Below are 24,517 nucleotides of genomic sequence, written 5' to 3' on the forward strand. Positions count from 1 at the left end.
ACCGGTCGCATATATTGCCAAAGTGACCAGACGTCTGGCGGTAGCCTCGGGAACTTTCCTGGCTGTGGCCGCAATAGCTTCAGCAGCAACGGTGTACGCCGACGAGCCGAATGATCAGAACGGGCAGGTCTCGACGCAGTCGGCGCCCGGCGCAAACCTGACCGGCGCGGTACAGCAGGCCGACCCCGGCGGCGCGCACCCGGGCGATGCCGGGACGCTCGCTCCGATCGGCGACAGCGCGGCGAACTCGCCCGCGGCGAACCCGGCCGGCGACGGTGCGGGGAACCCGGCTCACGACGGCACGGCGCGGCCGGCCGACGATGGGGCGGCCCACCCCGGCGACGACGGTATGGCGGCCGCTCCTGCTGCGGGCGGGATGAACAATATGGGTGCCTCCATCGGTAGCTCGATGGCGATGATGGCTCCGATGATGGCGATGTACGTGCCGATGTTGGGCGCACCGCTGCTGATGTCGGGCCTGGGCAGCCTCGGTGCCGCCCCGTCTACCGGCGTGGACGCCGCTACCGCCGCTTCGGCTGCGGCGTCGTTACCCTTCGGTCTCGACGAGGGCCTGACCCCTGCCCTCGACCCGTCCATCGTTTCGGACGCGCTCGGCGGTGCCGGAGGCGACGCCATCACCGGTGTGACCGGCGACGCGGCCGCTGATGCCGCCGCTGCTGCGGCCGCCGCTGCTGCCGATGCTGCGGGCGGTGCCGCTGGCGAGACCGCCGGTATCGCCGCAGACACCACCGGAGACCTTGCCGGCGCCGGCGTGGGCGTCGGCACCGAGGTCGCCTGTGGCGTCGTCGGCATCATCTTCAGCGCCTGCTAGCCCCGGCGGAACGAATTACCCCGGCACCACCAGCGCGGTAGCGACTGCGGCCAGGCCCTCGCCCCGGCCGGTCAGCCCCAGCCCGTCGGTGGTCGTCGCTGACACCGATACCGGTGCACCCAGGAGATCGGACAGCAGCTGCTGCGCCTCGGCACGCCGCGGTCCGACCTTCGGCCGGTTCCCGATGACCTGCACCGCGGCATTGCCGACCGTGAAGCCGGCCTCGCCGAGCAGGCCGCGGACATGGCCGAGCATCACAGCACCGGTTACTTGTGCCCAGCGTGGATCGTCGACGCCGAAAACCGCGCCGAGGTCCCCCAACCCTGCCGCCGACAGCAGCGCGTCACACAGCGCGTGTACGGCGACATCGCCGTCGGAGTGGCCGGCGCAGCCGTCGGCGTCGGGGAACAGCAACCCCAGCAGCCAGCAGGGCCGCCCCGGCTCGATCGGATGCACATCGGTGCCCGCTCCGACGCGGGGCAGCACGCTCACCGGCGCACCACCGCCTCGGCGAGCAGCGCGTCCAGTTTGGTAGTGATCTTGAAGGCCAGCGGGTCGCCGTCCACGGTCTGGACCTGGCCGCCGATGTGCTCGACCATCGAGGCGTCGTCGGTGAACTGTGTTCCGGCCCCGGCCTGCTGATAGGCGCGCAATAGCAGGTCGGCGGCGAACCCCTGCGGCGTCTGGACCGCCCGCAGACCGTCCCGCTCCGGCGTACCCAGCACCACCCCGTTGGCGTCGACCGCCTTGATGGTGTCCGAGACCGGCAGGACGGGCACCACCGCGCGGTGCCCGTCGCGCAACGCCGCGACCACCCGGACCACCAGGTCCGGCGGGGTCAACGGACGTGCGGCGTCGTGGACCAGAACGAAATCGGGGTTTCCGGCGCTCTCCAGGGCAAGCCGAACCGAGTCGACGCGGCTCGCCCCGCCGACGACCACGCTGGCCGTCCCGCCGAGGATCAGTTTGGCCTCATCGGTGCGATCCGGCGGGACCGCGACGACCACCTGGTCGATGACGCCGGATTCCCGCAGACCCGCCACCGCACGCTCGACCAGCGTCTGCCCGCCGAGCAGAAAGAATGCTTTGGGGACGCCAGCCCCTAGCCGCACACCCGAACCCGCGGCCGGAACCACGGCTACTGTGCTTGCCACCGAAAACCCCGGCGGCTCAGGACGCCGCGGCGAGCACCTCGTCGAGGATGGTCTCCGCCTTGGCGTCGTCGGTGTTCTCGGCCAATGCCAGCTCACCGACCAGAATCTGACGTGCCTTGGCCAGCATCCGCTTCTCGCCGGCGGACAGACCGCGCTCCTGGTCGCGGCGCCAGAGGTCACGAACGACTTCAGCTACCTTGTGCACGTCACCGGAGGCGAGCTTTTCCAGGTTGGCCTTGTATCGGCGAGACCAGTTGGTCGGTTCCTCGGTGTGTGGGGCACGCAGCACCTGGAAGACCTTGTCCAGGCCTTCCTGACCCACTACGTCACGCACGCCGACATATTCGGCATTTTCTGCGGGAACTCGAACGGTGAGGTCGCCCTGCGCCACCTTGAGGACCAGATAGTCCTTCTGCTCGCCTTTGATGGTCCGGGTTTCAATCGCCTCGATTAACGCTGCACCGTGGTGTGGATATACGACGGTGTCTCCGACCTTAAAGATCATCTGATTTGAGCCCCTTTCGCTACCCCATGCTAACACGTCGATCAGACGGCGGACGATCAACGGTGCAGGTCAGGGGCATCGCAGGCCCGGGCAAGGGCTTGACAGCAAGGATAAACCGTGCATGACGTGGGCCACCATGGACCGCTTCGGGGCGGTCGATCACCCGTTAAAGGCGAGCCCGAACCCTGAACTACCGCCGCTATGAGCGTGCTACTACAGTGCATAGTCACAAACCGCAGCGCCGAGCAGGAGGCCTCAAGTGAACCGGTTCAACAGGGTCGTTACCGCGTTGGCCGTCGCCGCGGCACTCGCCGGGTGCGGTACCGGTCAGATCTCCCAAAGCGCCGACCAGGCGTCCGCGGTCAACGGCGCCTCGGCCACCGTGGGCGAGCTGGCGCTGCGGGATGTCCGGATCCAGGCGGTGCAGGCCGGCGACGCGCTGGAAGCCGGCCAGACCGTGGACCTGGTGTTCGTCGCCAGCAACCAGTCGACCGACACCGGCGATGAGCTCACCGGGATCAGCAGCTCGGTCGGCAAGGTGTCGGTGATCGGCGCCAAGTCGGTTCCCGCCGGCGGTGTCCTGATCGTCAGCGCCCCGGCCGGCCCGGACCAGCCGACCGCACCGGCGTCCAAGGCGCTGCCCGAGGTCTCCAACGCCAGCACTGCGGCGGCCGCGGTGACGCTGGACAAGGCGATCTCCAACGGGCTGACCTACGACTTCACCTTCGACTTCAAGAAGGCGGGCCCGATCCGGGTGGCCGTGCCGATCTCGGCCGGCGCCCTGACGCACCACTGACTCCTCGCGTAGCCCGCACTCACTGTCACACCCACCGGATACCGTCAGCGGGTGGCTAAAACCTCCAGGGCTCGATCGCTGTATCGCTGTGCGGAGTGCGGGCACACCTGCGCGAAATGGCTGGGCCGCTGCCCGGAGTGCGGCAGTTGGGGCGGCATCGATCCGGTGGCCGAGGCGGCCGTACCGTCGCACGGACTGCAGCCGGCAGCGCCGGCCCGGCCCGCCGTTCCGATCAGCTCCATCGCGCCCGGCCGCGCACACCCGCAGCCGACCGGCGTGGCCGAGCTCGACCGAGTGCTGGGCGGCGGGGTGGTTCCCGGCTCGGTGACCCTGCTGGCCGGAGATCCCGGCGTCGGCAAGTCCACACTGCTGCTCGAGGTGGCACACCGGTGGGCGCTGGCGGGGCGGCGGGCGCTGTACGTCTCCGGCGAGGAGTCCGGCGGGCAGATCCGGCTGCGCGCCGAACGCACCGGGTGCAGCCACGACGAGATCTACCTGGCCGACGAATCCGACCTGCAGACCGTGCTGGGCCACATCGAGGCCGTCCGGCCCACGCTGGTGGTGGTGGACTCGGTGCAGACGATCTCCGCGGCCGACACCGACGGGGTGGCCGGCGGGGTGACCCAGGTGCGGGCGGTCACGGCCGCTCTGACCGCAGCCGCCAAGGGTGGCGATGTGGCGCTGATCCTGGTCGGCCATGTGACCAAGGACGGGGCGATCGCCGGCCCACGTTCACTGGAACACCTCGTCGACGTCGTGCTGCACTTCGACGGCGACCGCAACTCGGTGCTGCGAATGGTGCGGGCGGTGAAGAACCGCTTCGGCGCCACCGACGAAGTGGGCTGTTTCCTGCTGCGCGACAACGGAATCGAGGGCATCGCCGACCCGTCGGGGCTCTTCCTGGAACAGCGCAGCGAACCGGTGCCCGGCACCGCGATCACCGTCGCGCTGGACGGCAAACGTCCATTGATCGGCGAGGTGCAGGCACTGCTGGCAGACCCGGTGGGCGGGTCGCCGCGCCGGGCGGTCAGCGGCATCGACCACGCCCGGGCCGCCATGATCACCGCGGTGCTGGGCAAGCACGCGCAGCTGCCGATCGCGGCCGCCGACATCTACCTGTCCACCGTGGGCGGCATGCGGTTGACCGATCCGTCGACGGATCTGGCCGTGGCAATCGCGCTGGCGTCGGCCTACTCCGGTCTGCCATTGCCGGCGACCACGGTGGTGCTGGGCGAAGTGGGGCTGGCCGGCGACCTGCGCCCGGTCAGCGGCATGGATCGCCGGCTGGCCGAGGCCGCCCGGCTCGGGTTCACCACCGCGCTGACGCCGCCGGGCGCCCCGGCCACCGTGGGCGGCCTGCGCACGGTCGCGGCGGCCAATATCGTTGCGGCGCTGCGCAGTCTGGTCGACATCGCCGGCCATCGCCCCACCAGGCCGGCGCCGCTACGACTGCTGGACCCGAGTTAGGGCCGATCAGTTGCCCGGCGGCAGGGCGTCCGGCGCCGGGAAGTTCTCGACCGGCGGCGGAGCATCCGGCGAGGCCTCGGTCAGCATGAACGGCACCGTCGCCGATCTCAGATTGCCCAGTTGAACCACGAGGTTGTAGGTGCCCGGACCGATCGGCTGTCGCGGCAGCGGGCATTGCGGCGCCGAACCCATTCCCGTCCAGGTCACCGTGGTCGTCACCTGCTCGCCGGGATCGAAGGTCTTCACCAGGGTCTCGTTCGAGGGCGCGCAATCGAGGTTCGACCACAGCCGCTGGTTGTCCAGGGAGTAGACATAGGCCGCCAGCACGGCCGCCCCCACGTCCCGCTTGCAGGCGACCAGGCCGATGTTGGTGACCACCATGGTGAACTGGGGCTGCTCGCCCACCACGTACTGCGGACCGGTGATGCCCTTGACCGCCAACGTCGAATCGGGGCAGTCGTCACCCTCCTTGAGCACCGGAGGCGGGATCACCGCCGCGGTCGGGGTCGCCGAAGGCGGCGGCGCCTGCTCGGCGGGCGGCACGACGGGTGTCTTGGCCTCTTCGGGTGCGGCGCCTTGCGGCTTGGCGTGCTGCCCGGCGGCCGGCGTCTTCGTGTCGGTGTTCTCGGCGCCCGCGCTGCCGTGGACGACAGCGAAGACGATGGCCGCAATCACCCCGATCACGGCGACGGCGATACCCAGCGCCAAGCCGCGGCGTCGCCAGTAGATCTGCGATGGCAGCGGGCCCTGCGGTTCCAAATCGAGCACGTTCTCACGGTAGGACGTGCTCAGGCAGAGTTGTCCGACCCTTCTCGGCGTGTCGTTGCCGCGTTGTGACCTTCGGCGACTATTCCCCGATGTCGCCGAGATACTCGCGGGCCTGCACGCGCCCGTCGGACAGGTGGTAGGTGGCGCCTACGATCGCCAGCGTCCCGGCCTCGATCTGCTCGGCGATGACGGTCGACCGGCTCGCTAGTTGCCGCACGGTCTCGTTGACGTGGCAGGTCTCGAACTCATCGATGCTGCGCAAGCCTTCGCGCCGGCCCACCAGGATCGACGAAGCCACCCGTTCGGCGATATCACGCAGGTAGCCGCCTGGTACGGCACCGTCGTCGAGAGCCGCCAGCGCGGCCTTGACCGCCCCGCAGCTGTCGTGACCGAGCACCACAATGAGCGGCACGTCGAGGACCGCCACCCCGAACTCGATCGAACCGAGCACAGCTGCATCGATGACATGGCCGGCGGTGCGGACCACGAACATGTCGCCCAGGCCCTGATCGAAGATGATTTCGGCCGCGACCCTGCTGTCGCCGCAACCGAACACCACCGCGGTCGGCTTCTGGCCGCCGGCCAGCTCGGCGCGGCGCGCGACGTCCTGGCTGGGGTGGAGGGGTTCGCCGGCGACGAAGCGCTCGTTACCCTCCTTGAGTGCCTTCCACGCGGATATCGGGTTCGAATTCGGCATACCCGACATTGTGCACGGCCGGCCGATGAGCATCGACGCCGGCGACCTGCTCGGCTGGTTCGACGTCGCCGAACGCGACCTGCCCTGGCGCGCGGACGGTGTGACCCCGTGGCAGATCCTGGTCAGCGAGTTCATGCTGCAGCAAACCCCGGTGGCGCGGGTGCTGCCGCTCTGGCCGGAGTGGGTGGCGCGCTGGCCGACACCCTCGGCGACAGCGGCCGCGACCCCCGCCGAGGTGCTGCGGGCGTGGGGAAAGCTCGGCTACCCGCGCCGGGCCAAACGGCTCCATGAGTGCGCGACGGTGATCTCCCGCGAATTCGCCGACGTGGTACCCGGCGACGTCGAGGTCTTGGAGCAACTGCCGGGGATCGGTAGTTACACCGCGCGGGCGGTGGCCTGTTTCGCCTACCGCAAACCGGTTCCGGTGGTCGACACCAATGTGCGCCGGGTGGTGGCCCGCGCCGTGCACGGACGCGCCGACGCCGCAGCCCCATCAGCGAAACGTGACCATGCCGATGTCGGTGCCCTGCTGCCTGATGCCGCTCGGGCCGCCCGCTTTTCGGCGGCGCTGATGGAATTGGGCGCCATGGTGTGCACGGCCCGGACGCCGCGCTGCGCCGCATGCCCGTTGCGTTCCTGCGCGTGGCGAGACCGCGGATTCCCACCCGGCAGCGCCGCCAAGCGGCCCGCCCAGCGCTATGCCGGCACCGACCGCCAGGTCCGCGGGCGCCTACTGGATGTGTTGCGGGACAATGCATTTCCGGTTACCCGGGCCGAACTCGATGTGGCATGGCCGGTCGATGAGCTCCAGCGCGAACGCGCTCTGGCCTCCTTGCTGGACGACGGCCTGGTCGAACGGCTCACCGACGACCGCTTCGCGCTGCCCGGTCAGGACAGAAACGACTCGACGGCCTCCCGATAGAGCTGCGGCGCCTCGTCGTGCACCAGGTGACCGGCATCAGGAACGCGCAGGTAGGTACTGGCGGAGGCGATGCGATGCATCTCGCTCATCTGGCCCGGGGGCGTCACCGAGTTCCCGGCCTCGATCAGCAACGACGGCACCTGCACCGCACGCCACTGGTCCCAGTAGTCGCGGGTGCCCCACTCGGCGGCGATCTGCACCCAGCGCGCGGGTTGACCGTGCAGCCGCCAGCCAGTCGCGGTGCGGTCGAAGGCTTCCAGGAAGTACCGCCCGGCGATGTCGCCGAATTCGGCCACCACCTCATCTGCCCGGGCGAACTCGACGGGCAGGGCATGCACCCACGGTTCCCACGGCCCGGTGGTGCGGCCCCGGAAGTCTGGCGCCATGTCTTCGACCACCAGCGCGGAGAGCAGCTCCGGATGGCGGGCCGCCAGGCACCACGAATGCAGCGCACCCATCGAGTGACCCACCAGGCGCACCGGGCCCGGCAGCTGCTGTACCGCGGCGGCCAGGTCGGCCACGAAGCGCTCGGTGGAGATCGGATGCGGGTCGACGATGTCGCGGCCACGGTGCCAGGGCGCGTCGTAGGTGTAGACCGCCCCCAGCCGGGTCAGCCACGGCAGTTGCCGTGGCCAGGTGCTGCCGCGGCCCATCAGCCCGTGCACCAGGACCAGCGGCGTCCCGTGGCCACCGCGATAGGTCAGCAGCTCGCTCGGCCCGGTGTCCACCCGGGGCACGGTAGCCTAGGCCGCATGGCAGTGGTGAAGATCAACGCAATCGAGGTCCCCCCGGGCGCCGGTCCCGAGCTGGAGAAACGGTTCGCCAACCGAGCGCACACGGTGGACTCTTCACCCGGTTTCCTGGGATTCCAGCTGCTGCGGCCGGTCAAGGGCGAGGACCGCTACTTCGTGGTCACCACGTGGGAATCCGATGAGGCGTTCCAGGCCTGGGCTACCGGGCGCAGCGCCGAGGCTCACGCCCAGGCCAGCAAGAACCCCGTCGCTACTGGTGCCAGCCTGCTGGAATTCGAGGTTGTGTTGGACGTTGCCGGAACCGCCGCCCAGGCGTAGGCCCGTGCGGCGACACCTGGCGGTATGGACGGCCACGGTAAGCCTGGCGGCCCTCGCTGCCATATCCGCTGCCGGCTGCGCGCCCTCCCCCGCATCACCTTCGGAGCCGGATACCGGCCCGGTGACGATCTCCACCAAGACCCCGCCCGGGCTGCGCGCCAAGCAGACCATGGACATGTTGAACTCCGACTGGCCGATCGGCCCGGTCGGGGTGGCCACCCTGGCCGCACCGGACAAGGTGGACCAGGTCGTCACCACCATGGAATCGCTGTGGTGGGACCGACCGTTCCGCCTCGACGGCGTCGACATCCGCGCCGGCGCGGCCACGCTGCACCTGACGACCTCCTACGGTGCCCGCCAGGACATCCGGATCCGCACCGACGACAACGGGATGGTGGACCTGTTCAAACCCACCACGGAGGCCCCACCCATCCACTCCTGGCGGGACGTCGACGCGGTGCTGAGTAGGACCGGCGCCCGCTACTCCTACCAGGCCTCGCGCATCGAGGGCGGTGCGTGCACGCCGGTGGCCGGCACCAACACCAGCCAGTCGCTGCCGCTGGCATCGATCTTCAAGCTGTACGTGCTGCTGGCGGTGGCCAACGAAGTGAAGGCCGGAAGGGTGTCCTGGGACGACCCGCTGACCATCACCGGCCGGGCCAAGGTGGTCGGGTCATCCGGGCTGGAGAAACTGCCCGAGGGCGCCCACGTCTCGGTACGCAAGGCCGCCGAGAAGATGATCGCCACCAGCGACAACATGGCGACCGATCTGCTGATCGGCCGGGTGGGCACCCGTGCCGTCGAGCGGGCACTGGTGACGGCCGGGCACCACGACCCGGCCAGCATGACGCCGTTTCCCACCATGTACGAACTGTTCTCGGTGGGCTGGGGCAAACCGGACCTGCGCGAGCAATGGCAACACGGCTCACCGCAGCAGCGGGCGAAACTGCTGCAGCAAGCCAACTCCCGGCCGTATGAACCGGACCCGGTCCGCGCGCACATTCCGGCCTCGGCGTATGGCGCCGAGTGGTACGGCAGCGCCGAGGACATCTGCCGGGTGCACGTCGCGCTGCAAGCCGGTGCGGTGGGCAAGGCCGCGCCGGTCAAGGAGATCCTGTCCGCGGTGCGCGGCATCGACTTGAGCCGCGCCGCCTGGCCCTATATCGGCGCCAAAGCCGGTGGGCTGCCCGGCGATCTGACCTTCAGCTGGTACTCCATCGATGCGACCGGCCAGCCGTGGGTGGTCAGCTTCCAGCTCAACTGGCCGCGTGACCACGGCAAGAGCGTCGGCAGCTGGATGCTGCAGATCGCCAAGCAGGCTTTCGGCCTGCTGCCGGTAGCGCGCTGAGCGGGCGAACAGACGCGAAAGCCCCCAATTCCTCACGGAAAAGGGGGCTTTCGCGTCTGCTCGGCGGCTATTCGGCCGGCGCGCCTGCCTGAGCGAGGTCCGCCTCGGCCGGCTTCTGGCTGCCGACGAAGGTGAACACCGCGCCCTCGGTGGGACCCTCGCCGTCCCAGTTGTCGACGTCGACGGTGACCAGCTGGCCGGGGCCGACCTCCTCGAACAGGATCTTTTCGGAGAGCTGGTCCTCGATCTCGCGCTGGATGGTCCGCCGCAGCGGACGCGCACCCAGCACCGGGTCGAAGCCACGCTTGGCCAGCAAGGACTTGGCCTTGTCGCTCAGCGCGATGTCCATGTCCTTGGCCCGCAGCTGCTTGGCCACCCGTCCGATCAACAGGTCGACCATCTGGATGATCTCTTCCCTGCTGAGCTGGTGGAAGACGATGATGTCGTCGATGCGGTTGAGGAACTCCGGCCGGAAGTGCTTCTTGAGCTCGTCGTTGACCTTGAGCTTCATCCGCTCGTAGTTGTTCTCCCCGCCGCCCTGGGTGAAGCCCAGCCCGACCGCCTTGGAGATGTCGGAGGTGCCCAGGTTGGAGGTGAAGATCAGCACGCAGTTCTTGAAGTCGACCGTGCGACCCTGACCGTCGGTGAGGCGGCCGTCCTCGAGCACCTGCAACAGGCTGTTGTAGATCTCCTGGTGCGCCTTCTCGATCTCGTCGAACAGCACCACCGAGAACGGCTTGCGTCGCACCTTCTCGGTCAGCTGGCCGCCCTCCTCGTAGCCGACGTAACCCGGAGGAGCACCGAACAGCCGCGACGCGGTGAACCGGTCGTGGAACTCGCCCATATCGATCTGGATGAGCGCGTCGTCGTCGCCGAACAGGAACTCCGCCAGCGCCTTGGACAGCTCGGTCTTACCGACCCCGGACGGGCCGGCGAAGATGAACGAGCCAGACGGCCGCTTCGGGTCCTTCAGCCCGGCCCGGGTGCGGCGGATGGCCTTGGAGACCGCGTTGACGGCGTCGTTCTGGCCGATGATCCGCTTGTGCAGCTCGTCTTCCATCCGCAGCAGGCGGGTGGTCTCGGCCTCGGTCAGCTTGAACACCGGGATACCGGTCCAGTTGCCCAGCACCTCGGCGATCTGCTCGTCGTCGACTTCCGCGACCACGTCCAAATCGCCGGAGCGCCACTGCTTCTCGCGCTCGGCGCGCTGCGCGACGAGTTGCTTCTCCCGGTCCCGCAGGCTGGCGGCCTTCTCGAAGTCCTGCGCGTCGATCGCAGACTCCTTCTCCCGGCGAGCGTCGGCGATCTTCTCGTCGAACTCGCGCAGGTCCGGCGGCGCGGTCATCCGGCGGATCCGCATCCGGGCACCGGCCTCGTCGATCAGGTCGATCGCCTTGTCGGGCAGGAACCGGTCGTTGATGTAGCGGTCGGCCAGGGTGGCTGCCGCCACGATGGCCGAGTCGGAGATCGAGACCCGGTGGTGAGCCTCGTAGCGGTCCCGCAGGCCCTTGAGGATCTCGATGGTGTGCTCGACGGTGGGCTCACCGACCTGCACCGGCTGGAACCGGCGCTCCAGTGCGGCGTCCTTCTCGATGTACTTGCGGTACTCGTCGAGGGTGGTGGCGCCGATCGTCTGCAGTTCGCCGCGGGCCAGCTTGGGCTTGAGGATCGAGGCCGCGTCGATGGCGCCCTCGGCCGCGCCCGCCCCGACCAGGGTGTGCAGCTCGTCGATGAACAAGATGATGTCGCCGCGGGTGTTGATCTCCTTGAGGACCTTCTTCAGGCGCTCCTCGAAGTCACCGCGGTACCGGCTGCCAGCGACCAGCGAACCCAGGTCCAGGGTGTAGAGCTGCTTGTCCTTCAGTGTCTCGGGGACCTCGCCGGCCACGATCGCCTGCGCCAGCCCCTCCACGACGGCCGTCTTGCCGACCCCGGGCTCGCCGATCAGCACCGGGTTGTTCTTGGTGCGCCGCGACAGCACCTGCATGACCCGCTCGATTTCCTTCTCCCGGCCGATCACCGGGTCGAGCTTGCCCTCCATGGCCGCGGCGGTGAGGTTGCGGCCGAACTGGTCGAGCACCAAAGAGGTGGACGGCGAGCCGGACTCCCCGCCCCTGCCGCCCGTGCCGGCCTCGGCGGTCTCCTTGCCCTGGTAGCCGCTCAGCAGCTGGATGACCTGCTGGCGCACCCGGGTCAGGTCGGCGCCCAGCTTGACCAGCACCTGGGCGGCGACGCCCTCGCCCTCCCGGATCAGGCCGAGCAGAATGTGCTCGGTGCCGATGTAGTTGTGGCCGAGCTGCAGCGCCTCACGCAGGCTCAACTCGAGCACCTTCTTGGCGCGCGGGGTGAAGGGGATGTGCCCGGACGGCGCCTGCTGGCCCTGGCCGATGATCTCTTCGACCTGGCTGCGCACGCCCTCCAGGGAGATGCCCAGCGACTCCAGCGACTTGGCGGCCACGCCTTCGCCCTCGTGGATCAGGCCAAGCAGGATGTGCTCAGTCCCGATGTAGTTGTGGTTGAGCATCCGCGCCTCTTCCTGCGCGAGGACGACAACCCTGCGGGCCCGGTCGGTAAATCTTTCGAACATCGGCGGCTACCTGCTCTCCCTCACCATCGGTACTTGGTCGGCCTCGGCTCGGCCTCGCGTACCTGCCGTCCACTGTAGTGGGCGGCCGGGCGCGCTGTGACCTGCCGGGCGCTGCGTACTGAATCGACAACATGCGGTGGCAGACCCAGAAGGCCCAGCACCTGATGCAAGAGAGCAACGCTGGGGCCCCGGAATGCGTTCCGATGGGGCACCCGGTTCGCCAGGAGCGAAAAGCCCGGTTCGTCGAGCCTCGCTAAACCGCCGGGTCAGGTGGCAGCGTGAAATGCGTCGATGATATCGGCCGGGATACGGCCGCGGGTCGACACGTTGTGGCCGTTGCGGCGGGCCCATTCGCGGATGGCGGCGCTCTGTTCACGGTCGATCGTTCCGCGGCGGCCGCCCCCGGACCGTCCCCGCCGGCGCCCACCGACCCGACGGCCCGCGTCGGCCCACTTCTTCAACTCCGCGCGCAGTTTCGAGGCATTCTTGCTTGAAAGGTCGATCTCATAGGTGACCCCGTCCAGCCCGAATTCGACCGTTTCGTCGGCGGCACCCTCACCATCGAAATCATCGATCAAGGTGACGGTCACTTTTTTCGCCATTGGTAGCCCCTCGGTTAGCTTTCAGCGTGCAAACTGTGCGCAAAGCCGCATTCGACCTCGCGGACCAATGTGCCATAAAAATACGCCTGCTTCAACACAACCGGCGAGCGGGCCGATCAGTTGCCGTGACGCCGAACAATCGGGAACAAAACAGTCTCGCGAATTGACAGACCCGTCAAGACCATCAGCAGGCGGTCGATACCCATTCCGGTGCCCGTGCACGGCGGCATCGCGTGTTCCATCGCCGCCAGGAAGTCCTCGTCGAGCGGCATCGCCTCGTCGTCGCCGGCCGCCGCGGCACGCGCTTGGGCGGCAAAGCGTTCGCGCTGCACCACCGGGTCGATGAGCTCGGAGTAACCGGTGGCCAGCTCGACGCCGCGCATGTACAGGTCCCACTTCTCGGTGACACCGTCGATACTGCGATGCTGGCGGGTCAGCGGCGTCGTCTCCACCGGGAAATCCCGGACGAAGGTGGGTGCGCTCAGGGCATTGCCCACCGCGTGTTCCCACAACTCTTCGACCAGCTTGCCGTGCCCATAACCACGGTCTCGGGGAATTTCGACTCCCCGCTCGTCGGCGACGGCCCATAACCGATCGACGGGGGTCGCCGGAGTGATCTCCTCACCGATCGCTTCGGACAGTGACGGATACATTTCAACCGTCGCCCATTCGCCGTCAATGTCGTAGATGCTGCCATCGGGCAACGGCAGTTGACGAGTGCCGATCACCTCGTCGGCGACGTCTTGAATAATCTCCCGGGTAGCCACGGCCGAGTCGTCGTAGGTGCCATAGGCCTGGTAGGTCTCCAACATCGAGAACTCGGGCGAATGGGTGGAATCGGCGCCTTCGTTCCGGAACACCCGATTCAGTTCGAAGACCCGGTCGAAGCCGCCGACAACGCACCGTTTCAGGAACAGTTCGGGTGCGATTCGCAGGTAAAGGTCGGCGTCGAGCGCGTTCGAATGGGTGACGAACGGCCGGGCGGCCGCCCCACCGGCCAACGTCTGCAACATCGGTGTTTCGACTTCGAGGAATCCGCGGCGCTCCAGCGCGGAGCGGATGGCCCGAATCACCAGGATCCGCTGGCGGGCCACGGTGCGCGCCTCCGGGCGGACGATCAGGTCGACGTAGCGCTGCCGAACGCGGGATTCCTCGCTCATCTCCTTGTGCGCGACCGGCAGCGGCCGCAACGACTTGGACGCCATCTGCCAGGCGTCCGCCAGCACCGACAGTTCGCCGCGGCGGGAGCTGATCACCTCACCGCGCACGTAGACGATGTCGCCGAGGTCGACGTCGGCCTTCCACGCCTCCAACTCCTGTTCGCCGACGCTGGCCAGGCTGATCATCACCTGCAGTTGCGTTCCGTCGCCCTCCTGCAGGGTGGCGAAGCACAGCTTGCCGGAGTTGCGGGCGAACACCACCCGGCCGGCAACGCCGACGACATCGCCGGTGGTGGTGTCGGCGGCAAGCTCGGGGTAGGCGGCCCGGATCTCGGCGAGCGTGTGGGTGCGATCCACCGCGACCGGGTACGGGTCCCGGCCCTGCTCCAGCAACCGCGCCCGTTTGTCGCGGCGGATCCGGAACTGCTCGGGGAGGTCGGGATCCTGTTGCGGCGACGTGTCTGGGGTATCGGCGGAGCTCACGACGTGCCAGCTTAATCAACCGGCAAAAGCTCAGCGCGCCGGCCGCAGCCTGCCCCGTTGACTGTCCCGGTTGCGTTCGAAGACCAATCGCAGCCCGTCCAGGGTGAGGTTGGCGTCGTAGTGGCCAACCGTTTCCAGATCGGCGAGCAACAGCGGCGCGGTGTGCCCGGTGGCCACCACGGTGGCGTCGGCCAGACCGGGCGTATCGTCGCGCACCCGGCGCACCAGCCCGTCGACCAGTCCCGCGAAACCGAACACCGCACCGGCCTGCATGCATTCGACGGTGTTCTTGCCGATCACCGAGCGCGGGCGGGTGAGCTCCACCCGGCGCAGCCCCGCCGAGCGGGCCGCGGCGGCATCCGAGGAGATCTGGACACCCGGTGCGATGGCGCCGCCCAGGAACTCCCCCTTGGCCGAGACGACGTCGACGCAGATCGACGAACCGAAGTCGACGACGATCGCCGCCGTGTTGAACTTGTGGAAAGCGGCCAGGCAGTTGACGATCCGGTCGGCGCCGACTTCCTTGGGGTTGTCGACGAGCAGCGGGATCCCGGTGCGGACGCCCGGCTCGATCAGCACCGAGGGAACCGAAGGCCAGTACTGGTCGAGCATCAGCCGCACTTCGTGCAGCACCGACGGCACGGTGGACAACGCCGCAGCGCCGGTGAGCTGTTCGCCGTCGTCACCGATCAGGCCGTCCAGGGTCAGGGCCAGTTCGTCGGCGGTGATCTCCGCTTCGGTGCGAATCCGCCACTGCTGCACGACGTTTCCGTGCTCACCCGACCCGGCGATCAGACCGATGACGGTGTGGGTATTACGGACGTCGATAGCCAGCAGCACGGCTACCCCACGCTTCTGGGCGAAAGCAGGTCGGCTACGTCATCCGGAACGAAGGCCGGGTCGTTGCCGAGGTCGACCTGCTTGTTGTCGGAGTCGACGAACACGATCCGCGGCTGGTAGCGGCGCGCCTCGGCGTCGTCCATGGTGCCGTAGGCGATCAGGATCACCAGGTCACCGGGATGCACCAGATGCGCTGCGGCACCGTTGATTCCGATGACACCGGTGCCGCGCTTCCCGGTAATGGCGTAGGTGACCAGTCGGGCGCCGTTGTCGATGTCGACGATCGTCACCTGCTCGCCCTCGAGCAGGTCGGCGGCCTCCATCAGATCGGCGTCGATGGTCACCGAGCCGACATAGTGCAGGTCGGCGTGGGTCACCGTGGCACGGTGGATCTTCGACTTGAGCATCGTCCGAAACATCAATTCCTCCGGTTTTGTGCGGCGGGATATCCATCCGAACCGACCGACGCCGAGGCGGCGGTGGTGGAAAGTCCGAGCGTTATGGCGGCGTTGTCGATCAATCGGGTGGTACCGACACGGGCGGCGATCAGCAGCCGCGCCGGCCCTTCGTCGGGGACCGGACCGAGATCGACACCGCGCACCTGCACGTAGTCGACGTCGACCCCCGGCACCGCGGACAGCACCGCGGTAGCGGCATCGAGCGCCGCGGCCGCCCCCGCCGACGCGGCGTGCTCAGCGGCGGCCAGCGCCGCCGACAAGGCCGCCGCGGCTTCGCGCTGCACCGGGTCGAGGTAACGGTTGCGCGACGACATCGCCAGGCCGTCGGGTTCGCGCGCTGTCGGCACGCCCACCACGGTCACGTCCAGGTTGAGGTCGGCGACCATCTGCCGCACCAGCACCAGCTGTTGATAGTCCTTCTCGCCGAAGAACACCCGGTCGGGTCGCACGATCGACAGCAGCTTGCCCACCACGGTGAGCATGCCGGCGAAGTGTGTGGGGCGGGCGGCGCCTTCGAGCTCGGCCCCCAGCGGACCCGGGTGCACCGCGGTGCGCGGACCGTCGGGATACATCGCACCGGCGGCCGGGGTGAAGGCCAACTCGACACCTTCGCCGCGCAGCAGCGCCAGGTCGTCTTCGAGGGTGCGCGGATAGGCGTCGAGGTCCTCGCCGGCGCCGAACTGAAGCGGGTTGACGAAGATCGACACCACCACCACCGAGCCGGGCACCTTGCGTGCGGCACGCACCAGCGCCAGATGGCCGTCGTGCAGCGCCCCCATCGTCGGCACCAGCATCACCCTGCGGCCGGTCGAGCGCAGCGCCCGGGTGACGCGGGCGATCTCGTCGGGCCGCGAGTACACGTTGAGCCCACCGGGGGTGAAGCTGGGCGCGTTCGGCCTCACCGGGCCAGCACCGTCAACACGTCGTCGGCGGCGTCCGCGCAGTGCGCCGTGCGCAACGCGTTGGTGCGGTAGGCCTCGGCCAGATCGGGATCCACGTCGGCCAGCGCTTGCAGGTGCCGGGCCAGGGTGGCCGAGTCGCCCCGGGCCACCGGCCCGGTCAACGCGGCCCGCCCGTCGAGCAGGGTGTTGGCCAGTGCGGCCCGCACCAGCGGCCCGAGCACCCGCTCGGCGACGCCGTCGGGGTCGTTGATCCCCAGGCCACCGGGCAGTGCGGCCCGCAATGCTGCCAGGGCGTCGTCGATCACGGTGACCACGTGGTTGCCGCCGTGACACAGCGCAGCGTGGTAGAGGGTGCGCGCGGTTTCGTCGACCCGGAACGGCTCGGCGCCGATCTCCAGGGTCAGCGCCTCGGCGATGGCATAGCCGATTTCGTCGCCGGCGGTGATGCCGAAGCAACTCTCCGTCAGCCGGTCGATGTCGGAGTCCGCACCGGTGAACGTCATCGCGGGGTGGATCGCCAGCGGCAGACAGCCCTGCTCGGTCAGCGGCGCCAGCACGCCGATCCCGGTGGCACCGGAGGTGTGCACGACGATCGTCCCGGCCCGCACCGTGCCGGTGGCGGCCAGGCCGGACACGATGCCGGCCAGTTCGGTGTCGGGAACCGACAGCAGCAGTAATTCCGCGTCGCCGGCGACATCGTGGGCCGGCCGCACCAGGGAGTCGGGCAGCCGCCGTTGGGCGCGCTGGCGCGACTCTTCGGAGATGGCGCTGCACGCCACCACGACGTGGTCGGCCCGCTCCAGGGCGACACCCAGGGCGGTGCCGACCCGGCCCGCCGAGATGACGCCTACCTTGAGTCGGGCGGGCCGCAGTCCGTCGAACTGCACCATCGCAGACGACCTCGCAAGTTCTCTTGGTTCGTTCCAGTCCCGCGCTGCGGGTACCGGACGGTCGGGCAGAGTCTATCCCGCTCGGCCACGGCCCGGGGAGTGACGTTCGTCGCAGGCGCGGGTGTTACTCCTCGCGACGGCGGCGCCGGCGGCCCTCGCTGGGGGTGGCCTGCAGCCGCGCCAGCAGTTCGGCCACCGACTGTCCGCCGGTGGTCGGGTCGGCCTCGGCTCCCGGCTCGGCGCCGGCGGAATGCCGGGCCGCGGGGGCGCTGGCGGGCTCCGCCGGCACCGGCTGGGCAGGGCTGCCGGGCGCGTCCGCCGCGTGCCGGGAGCGCGCCCGCCGGCGTCCCTCACCGTCACGGGGTGCGGCTGCGTCGGCACCGTTCACCGGACCGCCGGCCGGCTCCCCGGGTTCGGCGTGGCGACCGTGGCGGGACGGCGCCTCGGCGCTGCGCTCCGGCGCCGGTTCGCCGGCATGCCTGGGCTCGGTGACACCGTGCCGGCCGGAGTCCGCGGGAGTAGCTGGGGTTGCCGGGGTTTCTGGGGTTTCTGCGGCCCAGTTGCTGCCCGGCGTGCCCGGCGGAAGCCATTCGCCCTCGGCGCCAACCGGTTTCCAGGTGGGAGCCGATGCCGCCGGCGCGACCCAGGGTGGCGGCGGCGCCGTCGGAGCGGGCGGCGGTTCGGGCTCGCGGCGGGACTCGGACTCCCTGCGGGGCTCGGGCGGGACGAACGGCTGCGGCGGTTGCCCCCAACGACCCGCGGGTTGCTGGACTTCTTCCGCGGCCCGGCGCGGCGGCTCTTCCGCGGCCCGGCGCAGCGGCTCTTCCGCGGCCCGGCGCGGCGGCTCTTCCGCGGCCCGGCGCGGCGGCTCTTCCACGGCCCGGCGCGGCGGTTCTTCGGCGGCCCGGCGGTGCGAACCCCGGTAGGGGGTCTCGGCGGCCGGCGCCTGGGGCGCCTGGGCCGCCTGCGGCGTCTGCGGCTGAGGCATCGGGATTCCGCCGGTCGGTATCCGCACCTCGGGAACATCGATGATGGGGTTCTCGGCGGTTTGGCTGACCGAGTCCTCGGGGTAGAACGACGCGGCGGCCGGTGTGACCCGGGTCGGGCCGGATTCGCCGCCCGAGCGCGCCCAGTCGCTATAGGCCCGAACTGTGGTGCGGTCGGGCTCCAACGCCGGCCGGTGACTCAGGTCGGCGTCGAAGAGGATCTCCAGATTGGTTCGTAGCGCGGCCAGCTCGCTGCGCAACCCGGCGACCTCGTCGGCGGCCTGAGCCCGCAGCTCGGAGGCCAGCTCGCGGCGCAGCTGCGACTCCACGGTCAGCTCGTATTCACGGCGCGCTGAGATCTCCCGGTCCAGTTGCAGGTCGTAGACCAGCTTCAGGTCGCGGGCCCGAGCCTGGTCCACATCGCTTTGCCGCCGGTAGATCACCGAGACGAACGCGGCGGCGACCGCAGCCCACAGCGCCACGATGACGGCGAGCTTCAACAGCTCCACCCGGCTGGTGAACACCAGTGCCGAACTGGCCGCGATCGCAAGGATCAGCAACGCCGTCATCAACGTCCAGCCGGGCCTGCGAGCACCACGCCGACTTGGGGCGCGGGACAGGACCGAATTCATCTGCGCCGCTCCACCTCGTCGCTTCGCTCATCGTTGCCGGCCGGCATTGCCCGACTGTACCTGGACGAGGTCACTTGGCGTGTCGCCCCGCTCCGGCGATTCTCAGCCGGGTTGGTTTCCGGTCAGTTGCCCGGACTGGCCGGGATCCTGCGGAGACTTGCAGCAGTTCTGCAGCCACAGCGCGGCGACGAGCAAAGCCAGCGCGCTGGCCGCGGCGACCACAGCGCCGGCGGTGTCCTCGGCGGCGACGTGCAGGGTGGACCGGTGCGGCAGCAGGTAGCCCAGCACGCCCAGCCAGAAGCCCAGCACCAGCGCCCCCATCCAGGCCGAGGCCTTGGCGACCACCACGGTGCGGGCCACCGCCAGCGGATGCAGCCACCCGGACCCGACGCCGATCTGGCCGTCATCGATCTTGGCGCGGACGTAGCGGCCCCAGGCCGCCTCGGCGATCGCCGCCACCAGCAGCGATATCCCGGTCCACACCGTGATCGGCGGGAACCAGCGGTACAACAGCTGCACCGCCAGGTAGCTGAGGACGGCGGCAGCCGCGGCGGCCGCGGCCACGTCTCGTTTACGGGTCGGGCCCATCAGCCGTCTCCAGGCACGTCGCGCCGCTGCAGCACCAGATCGGTCCGCCGCAACCCGTCGCGGTCGGCGGGGTCCAGTTGCTCGAGCAGGTCGGTCACCGCGCAGCGCCGGCCGGCCACCGTCAGCTGCGCCTCCGGTTCGACCTCCAGCCACGGGATCATGACGAAGGCCCGCAGATGGGCCAGCGGGTGCGGCAGGGTCAGCCCCTGGTCGCGGGAGATCAGCTCGGTCGATGCGCCGGCCTGGGTGTCGTGGCAGCTGATCACGTCCACGTCCAGGGTGCGCGGCCCCCACCGTTCGCCGCGTACCCGGTCGGCGGCGTCTTCGAGTTCGTGCGCCCGGCGCAGCCAGCCGTGTTCATCGATCGCCGGATCTTCCACGATCAGCACCGCGTTGAGGAAGCGGCCCTGGTCCAGGACGCCCCACGGTTCGGTCTCATACACCCCCGACACCGCGCGCACCGCCGCGCCGAACCCGTCGAGGGTCGACTGCAGCCGGGCCAACCGATCACCGAGGTTGGACCCGATAGACAAGACAGCGCGCGTCACGCCGGCACCACCGTCCCGCGCCGGTCGCGCCGGGAGCGCCGCGCCACCACCGCGACGTCGGCGAAGGTTAGCGGGATCGGGGCGTGCGGTTTGTGCAGCGTCACCTCGACGGCCTGCACCCGGGTATCGGCCATGACCTCTTCGGCGATCTCGGCGGCCACGGTCTCGATGAGATCGCGGGCCGGGCCGGTGATGATGTCCGCGGCCCGCCGGGCCAGCACCCCGTAGTCGTAGGTGTCGGCCAGGGCGTCGCTGGCGGCCGCGGCGGACAGGTCCATCCACAGCGTGATGTCGACGATGAAATCCTGACCGTCGGCCCGCTCGTGGGCGAACACGCCGTGGTTGCCGCGAACCTTCAGACCCCGCAATTCGATTCGATCAGTCATCGCTTGTGCCTCCTTGGCCCCGGGCTGCAGTCCAGGCTTCGACGACCCTAAGCGCGTCGACAGAGCCCCGCACGTCGTGCACCCGTACGCCCCAGGCGCCGTGCAGGGCGGCCAGCGCCGAGATCACCGCGGTGGCCGTCTCCCGCTCGTCGGGCGGCCGCGGCGCGCCATCGGCCCCGGACAGCAGCGTACCGAGGAACCGCTTGCGTGACGCCCCGACGAGCACCGGTAGGCCGGCATCGACCAGCTGCGGCAGGCCGTTCAGCAGAGCCCAATTGTGTTGCGCCGTTTTGGCGAAGCCCAGTCCCGGATCGACGATCAGCTTTGCCGGATCCACGCCGGCGGCCACCGCGGCGTCAACGGAGGCGAGTAGGTCCTTGCGGACCTCGGCGACGACGTCGCGGTAGTCCGGTACGCGATGCGGGTGTCCGGGATCGACCGGGCGCCAATGCATCAGCACCCACCGGGCGCCCGAGGAGGCCAGCAGCGACGCCATCGCCGGATCGGCGCGCCCCCCGGAAACGTCGTTGACGATCCTGGCACCGCAGTCCAGCGCGGCTTCCGCCACCGCGGCGTTCATCGTGTCGATGCTGACGGTGATGCCCTGGGCGGCAAGTTCTTTCACTACCGGAATAACCCGTTGCGCTTCCGCGCGCGGATCGGCACGCACCGCGCCGGGTCGGGTCGATTCACCGCCGACGTCGATGATCGCCGCGCCCTGGGCTGCCAGCGCCAAGCCATGCTCGACGGCGCGACCGGCGTCCAGATAGCGCCCGCCATCGGAGAACGAGTCGGCGGTGACGTTGACCACCCCGACGACCTGGGCGCGTGTGGGGCTCACCTCCGCCGGATGAGTTCCAGGGCTTCGGCGCGCGACGCGCTGTCGGACTTGAACTGGCCGCGCACCGCCGACGTCGTGGTGATCGCGCCGGGCTTGCGCACACCCCGCATCGCCATGCACAGGTGCTCGGCCTCCACCACCACGATGACGCCGCGCGGGTCGAGTTTGCGCATCAGGGCGTCGGCGACCTGACCGGTCAACCGTTCCTGCACCTGGGGCCGCTTGGCGTAGAGGTCGACGACCCGCGCCAGCTTGGACAGGCCGGTGATCCGGCCGTCGTCGCCCGGGATGTAGCCGACGTGGGCGACGCCGTGGAACGAGACCAGATGGTGCTCGCAGGTCGAGTACAGCGGGATCTCCTTGACCAGCACCAGTTCGTCGTGCTGCTCGTCGAAGGTGGTCTCCAGCACCGTGTCCGGGTCGGTGTAGAGCCCGGCGAACATCTCCTGGTAGGCCCGAGCCACCCGCGCCGGGGTGTCGAGCAGACCCGGGCGGTCCGGATCTTCCCCCACCGCATACAGCAGTTCACGCACCGCCGCCTCGGCGCGCGCCTGATCGAAGACTGTCGAAGCCATCGCCGATCCCACTTTCTCAGTCGCCGGACGGCGGTTCAGACCGGTTCTTCTCGGCGCCACGCTGGTGGCCGTCGCCCTCGCCGGGCGGTCCCGGCGGTGGCGGCGGGGCTGCGGGATACGGCTGATAGGGCGGGTAGTGCTGGGCGGGCGGGTAACCCTGCTGCGGCCACTGCTGAGGCGGGTACCAGTACCCGCCCTGCTGCCCCTGCTGCTGCGCGGGCGGTGGCCAGCCCGGCGCATGCCAGCCCGCCGGGGCGCCGTAGTCGGGCTGGGTGCCCGCCGCGGCGTCGCCGGCGGGCGAGCCGTTGCTGCCACTGGGCGGGCGACCGGCGGCTTCAGAAGACCGAGCCGCCTCCCGCGAGGCCTGGGCGATAGCGGCCTTGAACGCCGGCTCCGGGATCGGCTGCGGCCACGGCTCGCCGCGCTCGATGGCCAGCTCGCCGGGAGTCTTGATCGGCGGCTTGTCGGACGGGACCCGCCCGCCGAAGTCGTCGAACATGGTCAGCCGGGGCCGCTTGCCGACGTCGCCGAAGATCTTCTCCAGGTCGGCGCGGTGCAGCGTCTCCTTCTCCAGCAGCTCCCCGGCCAGGGTGTCGAGCACGTCGCGGTACTCGGTGAGAATTTCCCAGGCCTCAGTGTGGGCCGCCTCGATGAGCTTGCGCACCTCGTCGTCGATGTCGCGGGCCACCTCGTGGGAGTAGTCGGGCTGGGTGCCCATGGTGCGGCCCAAGAACGGGTCGCCGTGTTCGCTGCCGTAGCGCACCGCGCCAAGCTTGGCGCTCATGCCGTACTCGGTGACCATGGCCCGCGCGACCGCGGTGGCCTTCTCGATGTCGGAGACCGCGCCGGTGGTCGGCTCGCGGAACACCAGTTCCTCGGCGGCGCGCCCGCCCATGGCGAAGACCAGCTGGGCGATCATCTCCGAGCGGGTGCGCAGTCCCTTGTCCTCCTCGGGCACCGCCACCGCGTGCCCGCCGGTGCGGCCGCGGGCCAAGATGGTGACCTTGTAGACCGGGTCGATGTCGGGCATCGCCCACGCCGCCAGGGTGTGGCCGCCCTCGTGGTAGGCGGTGATCTTCTTCTCGTGCTCGCTGATGATGCGGCTCTTGCGGCGCGGACCGCCGATCACCCGGTCCACCGCCTCCTCCAGTGCCGCGCCGGTGATGACGGTGCCGTTCTCCCGCGCGGTCAGCAGCGCGGCCTCGTTGATCACGTTGGCCAGGTCGGCACCGGACATGCCGACGGTGCGCTTGGCCAGCCCGTCCAGGTCGGCGTCGGGACCGATCGGCTTGCCGGCCGAATGCACCCGCAGCACCGCGCGCCGGCCGGCGATGTCGGGGTTGCTGACCGGTATCTGCCGGTCGAAGCGGCCGGGGCGCAGCAGGGCCGGGTCGAGGATGTCGGGCCGGTTGGTGGCCGCGATCAAGATGACCCCGGCGCGTTCCCCGAAGCCGTCCATCTCCACCAGCAACTGGTTGAGGGTCTGCTCGCGTTCGTCGTGCCCGCCGCCCATCCCGGCGCCGCGCTGGCGGCCGACGGCGTCGATCTCGTCGACGAAGATGATGCACGGATTGTTCTGCTTGGCCTGCTCGAACAGGTCACGCACCCGGGATGCGCCCACCCCGACGAACATCTCCACGAAGTCCGAGCCGGAGATGGTGAAGAACGGCACGCCCGCCTCACCGGCCACCGCGCGCGCCAGCAGTGTCTTGCCGGTGCCGGGCGGGCCGTAGAGCAGCACGCCCTTGGGGATCTTGGCGCCCAGCGCCTGGTAGCGCGACGGGTTCTGCAGGAAGTCCTTGATCTCGTAGAGCTCCTCGACCGCCTCGTCGACGCCGGCGACGTCGGCGAAGGTGGTCTTGGGCATGTCCTTGCCGAGCTGCTTGGCCCGCGACTTGCCCATGCCAAAGCCCATCCGGGCGCCGCCCTGCATCCGGGAGAACATCACGAACAGCCCGATCAGCAGCAGCATCGGCAACATATAGATCAGCAGTGAGCCAAGCATGCTGCCCTGGTTGACGACGGTGTTGATCTCCGCTTTCTTCTTGGTCAGCGCGGTATAAAGCGGCACCGCGTACCCGGTCGGGTATTTGGCGATCAGCTTGTCGACCTTCTCGGCCTTGCCGGATTTGGCGGGCTTCCCGTCGGTGTCGGACACATCGGCGCTGTCCAGCGGGTTCTTCAGGACCAGCCTCAGCTGCTGCTCACGGTCGTCGATCTGCGCGCTTTTGACGTTGCCGCTGTGGATCTGGGCGACCGCGAGCGAGGTGTCGACCGGCTTGTATCCGCGGGTGTCGTCACTGAAATAGAAGAACGACCAACCGAGCAGCAGCACCACTGCGATCGCGGTGATGGTTCGGATCACGTTTTTGCGATTCATCAGACATTGGCCGAACTCGGCCCAAATCCTTCCAGTACATGCAGCTGGGCATGTTCAGGCTACCGTTCCGCGGCAATTGCCAGCTCGGCGGAGCCGAGCG

At 69.5% G+C, this 24,517-nt stretch carries 26 protein-coding genes; 6 read left to right on the plus strand and 20 right to left on the minus strand.

What is annotated here, in order from left to right:
- Nucleotides 1-22 precede the first annotated feature (22 nt).
- A complete protein-coding gene (locus tag AC5Y31_RS08075) occupies nt 23-832 on the plus strand; it encodes a hypothetical protein (protein ID WP_499979499.1) in 810 nt (269 codons plus the stop codon).
- A gap of 15 nt (nt 833-847) precedes the next feature.
- Here the strand turns inward: AC5Y31_RS08075 and ispF are convergent, their stop codons facing one another.
- Genes ispF through carD form a run of 3 tightly spaced genes read right to left on the minus strand, consistent with a single transcriptional unit; the run spans nt 848 to nt 2,491 of the window.
- On the minus strand, nt 848-1,324 hold the full coding sequence (gene ispF, locus AC5Y31_RS08080; RefSeq protein WP_499979501.1) for a 2-C-methyl-D-erythritol 2,4-cyclodiphosphate synthase: 477 nt from the start codon (nt 1,322-1,324) through the stop codon (nt 848-850).
- The gene (ispD, locus tag AC5Y31_RS08085) at nt 1,321-1,986 is read right to left on the minus strand and encodes a 2-C-methyl-D-erythritol 4-phosphate cytidylyltransferase (RefSeq protein ID WP_499979503.1); all 666 of its coding nucleotides are present in this window, start codon (nt 1,984-1,986) and stop codon (nt 1,321-1,323) included. Before ispD ends, ispF begins: the two co-directional genes overlap by 4 nt.
- 16 nt (nt 1,987-2,002) lie before the next feature.
- Nucleotides 2,003-2,491, minus strand: a complete 489-nt coding sequence (gene carD, locus AC5Y31_RS08090; RefSeq protein ID WP_013830798.1) for an RNA polymerase-binding transcription factor CarD — start codon at nt 2,489-2,491, stop codon at nt 2,003-2,005.
- Nucleotides 2,492-2,750: 259 nt separating this feature from the next.
- Here carD and AC5Y31_RS08095 point away from each other — a divergent pair, with 259 nt between their 5' ends.
- The gene (locus AC5Y31_RS08095; protein ID WP_065024732.1) at nt 2,751-3,287 is read left to right on the plus strand and encodes a copper chaperone PCu(A)C domain-containing protein; all 537 of its coding nucleotides are present in this window, start codon (nt 2,751-2,753) and stop codon (nt 3,285-3,287) included.
- Nucleotides 3,288-3,338: 51 nt separating this feature from the next.
- Nucleotides 3,339-4,754 (plus strand): DNA repair protein RadA, encoded by a 1,416-nt coding sequence (gene radA, locus AC5Y31_RS08100; protein WP_065024731.1) that lies wholly within the window; start codon nt 3,339-3,341, stop codon nt 4,752-4,754.
- A 6-nt stretch (nt 4,755-4,760) separates the two neighbouring features.
- On the opposite strand, the gene AC5Y31_RS08105 is transcribed toward radA, so the two are convergent.
- Both AC5Y31_RS08105 and AC5Y31_RS08110 read right to left on the minus strand, forming a co-directional pair.
- Nucleotides 4,761-5,522: a hypothetical protein gene (locus AC5Y31_RS08105; protein WP_499979512.1), complete on the minus strand. Its 762-nt coding sequence runs from the start codon at nt 5,520-5,522 to the stop codon at nt 4,761-4,763.
- 79 nt (nt 5,523-5,601) lie between these two features.
- Nucleotides 5,602-6,219: a carbonic anhydrase gene (locus AC5Y31_RS08110; protein WP_065024770.1), complete on the minus strand. Its 618-nt coding sequence runs from the start codon at nt 6,217-6,219 to the stop codon at nt 5,602-5,604.
- Nucleotides 6,220-6,244: 25 nt separating this feature from the next.
- On the opposite strand from AC5Y31_RS08110, the gene AC5Y31_RS08115 reads away from it, so the two are divergent.
- Nucleotides 6,245-7,141 carry an HhH-GPD family protein gene (locus tag AC5Y31_RS08115; protein WP_499979514.1) on the plus strand — a complete coding sequence of 299 codons (897 nt, stop codon included), beginning with the start codon at nt 6,245-6,247 and terminating at the stop codon, nt 7,139-7,141.
- Here AC5Y31_RS08115 and AC5Y31_RS08120 read toward each other — a convergent pair.
- Nucleotides 7,108-7,869 carry an alpha/beta fold hydrolase gene (locus tag AC5Y31_RS08120; protein ID WP_499979515.1) on the minus strand — a complete coding sequence of 254 codons (762 nt, stop codon included), beginning with the start codon at nt 7,867-7,869 and terminating at the stop codon, nt 7,108-7,110. The genes AC5Y31_RS08115 and AC5Y31_RS08120 overlap by 34 nt on opposite strands.
- Nucleotides 7,870-7,893: 24 nt before the next feature.
- Here AC5Y31_RS08120 and mhuD point away from each other — a divergent pair, with 24 nt between their 5' ends.
- On the plus strand, nt 7,894-8,211 hold the full coding sequence (gene mhuD, locus AC5Y31_RS08125) for a mycobilin-forming heme oxygenase MhuD (RefSeq protein WP_064856072.1): 318 nt from the start codon (nt 7,894-7,896) through the stop codon (nt 8,209-8,211).
- Between the two features lie 4 nt (nt 8,212-8,215).
- Nucleotides 8,216-9,559, plus strand: coding sequence for a serine hydrolase (locus AC5Y31_RS08130; RefSeq protein ID WP_499979519.1), 1,344 nt, complete (start codon nt 8,216-8,218; stop codon nt 9,557-9,559).
- Between the two features lie 67 nt (nt 9,560-9,626).
- On the opposite strand, the gene clpC1 is transcribed toward AC5Y31_RS08130, so the two are convergent.
- The 14 genes from clpC1 to ftsH form a co-directional block, all read right to left on the minus strand.
- A complete protein-coding gene (gene clpC1, locus AC5Y31_RS08135; protein WP_065024724.1) occupies nt 9,627-12,146 on the minus strand; it encodes an ATP-dependent protease ATP-binding subunit ClpC in 2,520 nt (839 codons plus the stop codon).
- 266 nt (nt 12,147-12,412) lie between these two features.
- On the minus strand, nt 12,413-12,748 hold the full coding sequence (lsr2, locus tag AC5Y31_RS08140) for a histone-like nucleoid-structuring protein Lsr2 (protein WP_064856070.1): 336 nt from the start codon (nt 12,746-12,748) through the stop codon (nt 12,413-12,415).
- A gap of 116 nt (nt 12,749-12,864) precedes the next feature.
- Entirely contained in the window at nt 12,865-14,391 is a 1,527-nt protein-coding gene (gene lysS / locus AC5Y31_RS08145; protein ID WP_499979525.1) for a lysine--tRNA ligase, read from the minus strand.
- A gap of 30 nt (nt 14,392-14,421) precedes the next feature.
- Complete coding sequence (locus AC5Y31_RS08150; RefSeq protein ID WP_301633128.1) at nt 14,422-15,231, minus strand: type III pantothenate kinase; 810 nt, start codon at nt 15,229-15,231, stop codon at nt 14,422-14,424.
- Between the two features lie 2 nt (nt 15,232-15,233).
- Entirely contained in the window at nt 15,234-15,650 is a 417-nt protein-coding gene (gene panD / locus AC5Y31_RS08155) for an aspartate 1-decarboxylase (RefSeq protein ID WP_064856067.1), read from the minus strand.
- Nucleotides 15,650-16,591, minus strand: coding sequence for a pantoate--beta-alanine ligase (panC, locus tag AC5Y31_RS08160; protein WP_499979527.1), 942 nt, complete (start codon nt 16,589-16,591; stop codon nt 15,650-15,652). Before panC ends, panD begins: the two co-directional genes overlap by 1 nt.
- Entirely contained in the window at nt 16,588-17,481 is an 894-nt protein-coding gene (locus AC5Y31_RS08165; protein WP_065024720.1) for a Rossmann-like and DUF2520 domain-containing protein, read from the minus strand. The genes panC and AC5Y31_RS08165 overlap by 4 nt, the downstream gene beginning before the upstream one ends.
- A 124-nt stretch (nt 17,482-17,605) precedes the next feature.
- Nucleotides 17,606-19,099 carry a DUF6779 domain-containing protein gene (locus AC5Y31_RS08170; protein WP_499979528.1) on the minus strand — a complete coding sequence of 498 codons (1,494 nt, stop codon included), beginning with the start codon at nt 19,097-19,099 and terminating at the stop codon, nt 17,606-17,608.
- 102 nt (nt 19,100-19,201) lie between these two features.
- Entirely contained in the window at nt 19,202-19,687 is a 486-nt protein-coding gene (locus AC5Y31_RS08175) for a DUF3180 domain-containing protein (RefSeq protein ID WP_499979529.1), read from the minus strand.
- A complete protein-coding gene (gene folK, locus AC5Y31_RS08180) occupies nt 19,687-20,235 on the minus strand; it encodes a 2-amino-4-hydroxy-6-hydroxymethyldihydropteridine diphosphokinase (protein ID WP_301633117.1) in 549 nt (182 codons plus the stop codon). The genes AC5Y31_RS08175 and folK overlap by 1 nt, the downstream gene beginning before the upstream one ends.
- Nucleotides 20,232-20,621, minus strand: coding sequence for a dihydroneopterin aldolase (folB, locus tag AC5Y31_RS08185; RefSeq protein WP_301633115.1), 390 nt, complete (start codon nt 20,619-20,621; stop codon nt 20,232-20,234). The genes folK and folB overlap by 4 nt, the downstream gene beginning before the upstream one ends.
- Nucleotides 20,614-21,462, minus strand: coding sequence for a dihydropteroate synthase (gene folP / locus AC5Y31_RS08190; protein WP_301633113.1), 849 nt, complete (start codon nt 21,460-21,462; stop codon nt 20,614-20,616). The genes folB and folP overlap by 8 nt, the downstream gene beginning before the upstream one ends.
- Nucleotides 21,459-22,037 (minus strand): GTP cyclohydrolase I FolE, encoded by a 579-nt coding sequence (gene folE / locus AC5Y31_RS08195; protein WP_065024714.1) that lies wholly within the window; start codon nt 22,035-22,037, stop codon nt 21,459-21,461. The genes folP and folE overlap by 4 nt, the downstream gene beginning before the upstream one ends.
- A 16-nt stretch (nt 22,038-22,053) precedes the next feature.
- On the minus strand, nt 22,054-24,417 hold the full coding sequence (gene ftsH / locus AC5Y31_RS08200) for an ATP-dependent zinc metalloprotease FtsH (protein WP_301633110.1): 2,364 nt from the start codon (nt 24,415-24,417) through the stop codon (nt 22,054-22,056).
- Between the last annotated feature and the right edge of the window lie 100 nt (nt 24,418-24,517).

It is taken from the genome of Mycobacterium sp. NGS18 (genome assembly GCF_059813185.1).

Coding starts and splice junctions, on each gene's coding strand:
- carD (WP_013830798.1), bottom strand. CDS start 2,491: ATGATCTTTAAGGTCGGAGACACCGTCGTATATCCACACCACGGTGCA.
- AC5Y31_RS08110 (WP_065024770.1), bottom strand. CDS start 6,219: ATGCCGAATTCGAACCCGATATCCGCGTGGAAGGCACTCAAGGAGGGT.
- AC5Y31_RS08115 (WP_499979514.1), top strand. CDS start 6,245: ATGAGCATCGACGCCGGCGACCTGCTCGGCTGGTTCGACGTCGCCGAA.
- mhuD (WP_064856072.1), top strand. CDS start 7,894: ATGGCAGTGGTGAAGATCAACGCAATCGAGGTCCCCCCGGGCGCCGGT.
- clpC1 (WP_065024724.1), bottom strand. CDS start 12,146: ATGTTCGAAAGATTTACCGACCGGGCCCGCAGGGTTGTCGTCCTCGCG.
- lsr2 (WP_064856070.1), bottom strand. CDS start 12,748: ATGGCGAAAAAAGTGACCGTCACCTTGATCGATGATTTCGATGGTGAG.
- panD (WP_064856067.1), bottom strand. CDS start 15,650: ATGTTTCGGACGATGCTCAAGTCGAAGATCCACCGTGCCACGGTGACC.
- AC5Y31_RS08165 (WP_065024720.1), bottom strand. CDS start 17,481: ATGGTGCAGTTCGACGGACTGCGGCCCGCCCGACTCAAGGTAGGCGTC.
- AC5Y31_RS08170 (WP_499979528.1), bottom strand. CDS start 19,099: ATGAATTCGGTCCTGTCCCGCGCCCCAAGTCGGCGTGGTGCTCGCAGG.
- AC5Y31_RS08175 (WP_499979529.1), bottom strand. CDS start 19,687: ATGGGCCCGACCCGTAAACGAGACGTGGCCGCGGCCGCCGCGGCTGCC.
- folB (WP_301633115.1), bottom strand. CDS start 20,621: ATGACTGATCGAATCGAATTGCGGGGTCTGAAGGTTCGCGGCAACCAC.
- folE (WP_065024714.1), bottom strand. CDS start 22,037: ATGGCTTCGACAGTCTTCGATCAGGCGCGCGCCGAGGCGGCGGTGCGT.
- ftsH (WP_301633110.1), bottom strand. CDS start 24,417: ATGAATCGCAAAAACGTGATCCGAACCATCACCGCGATCGCAGTGGTG.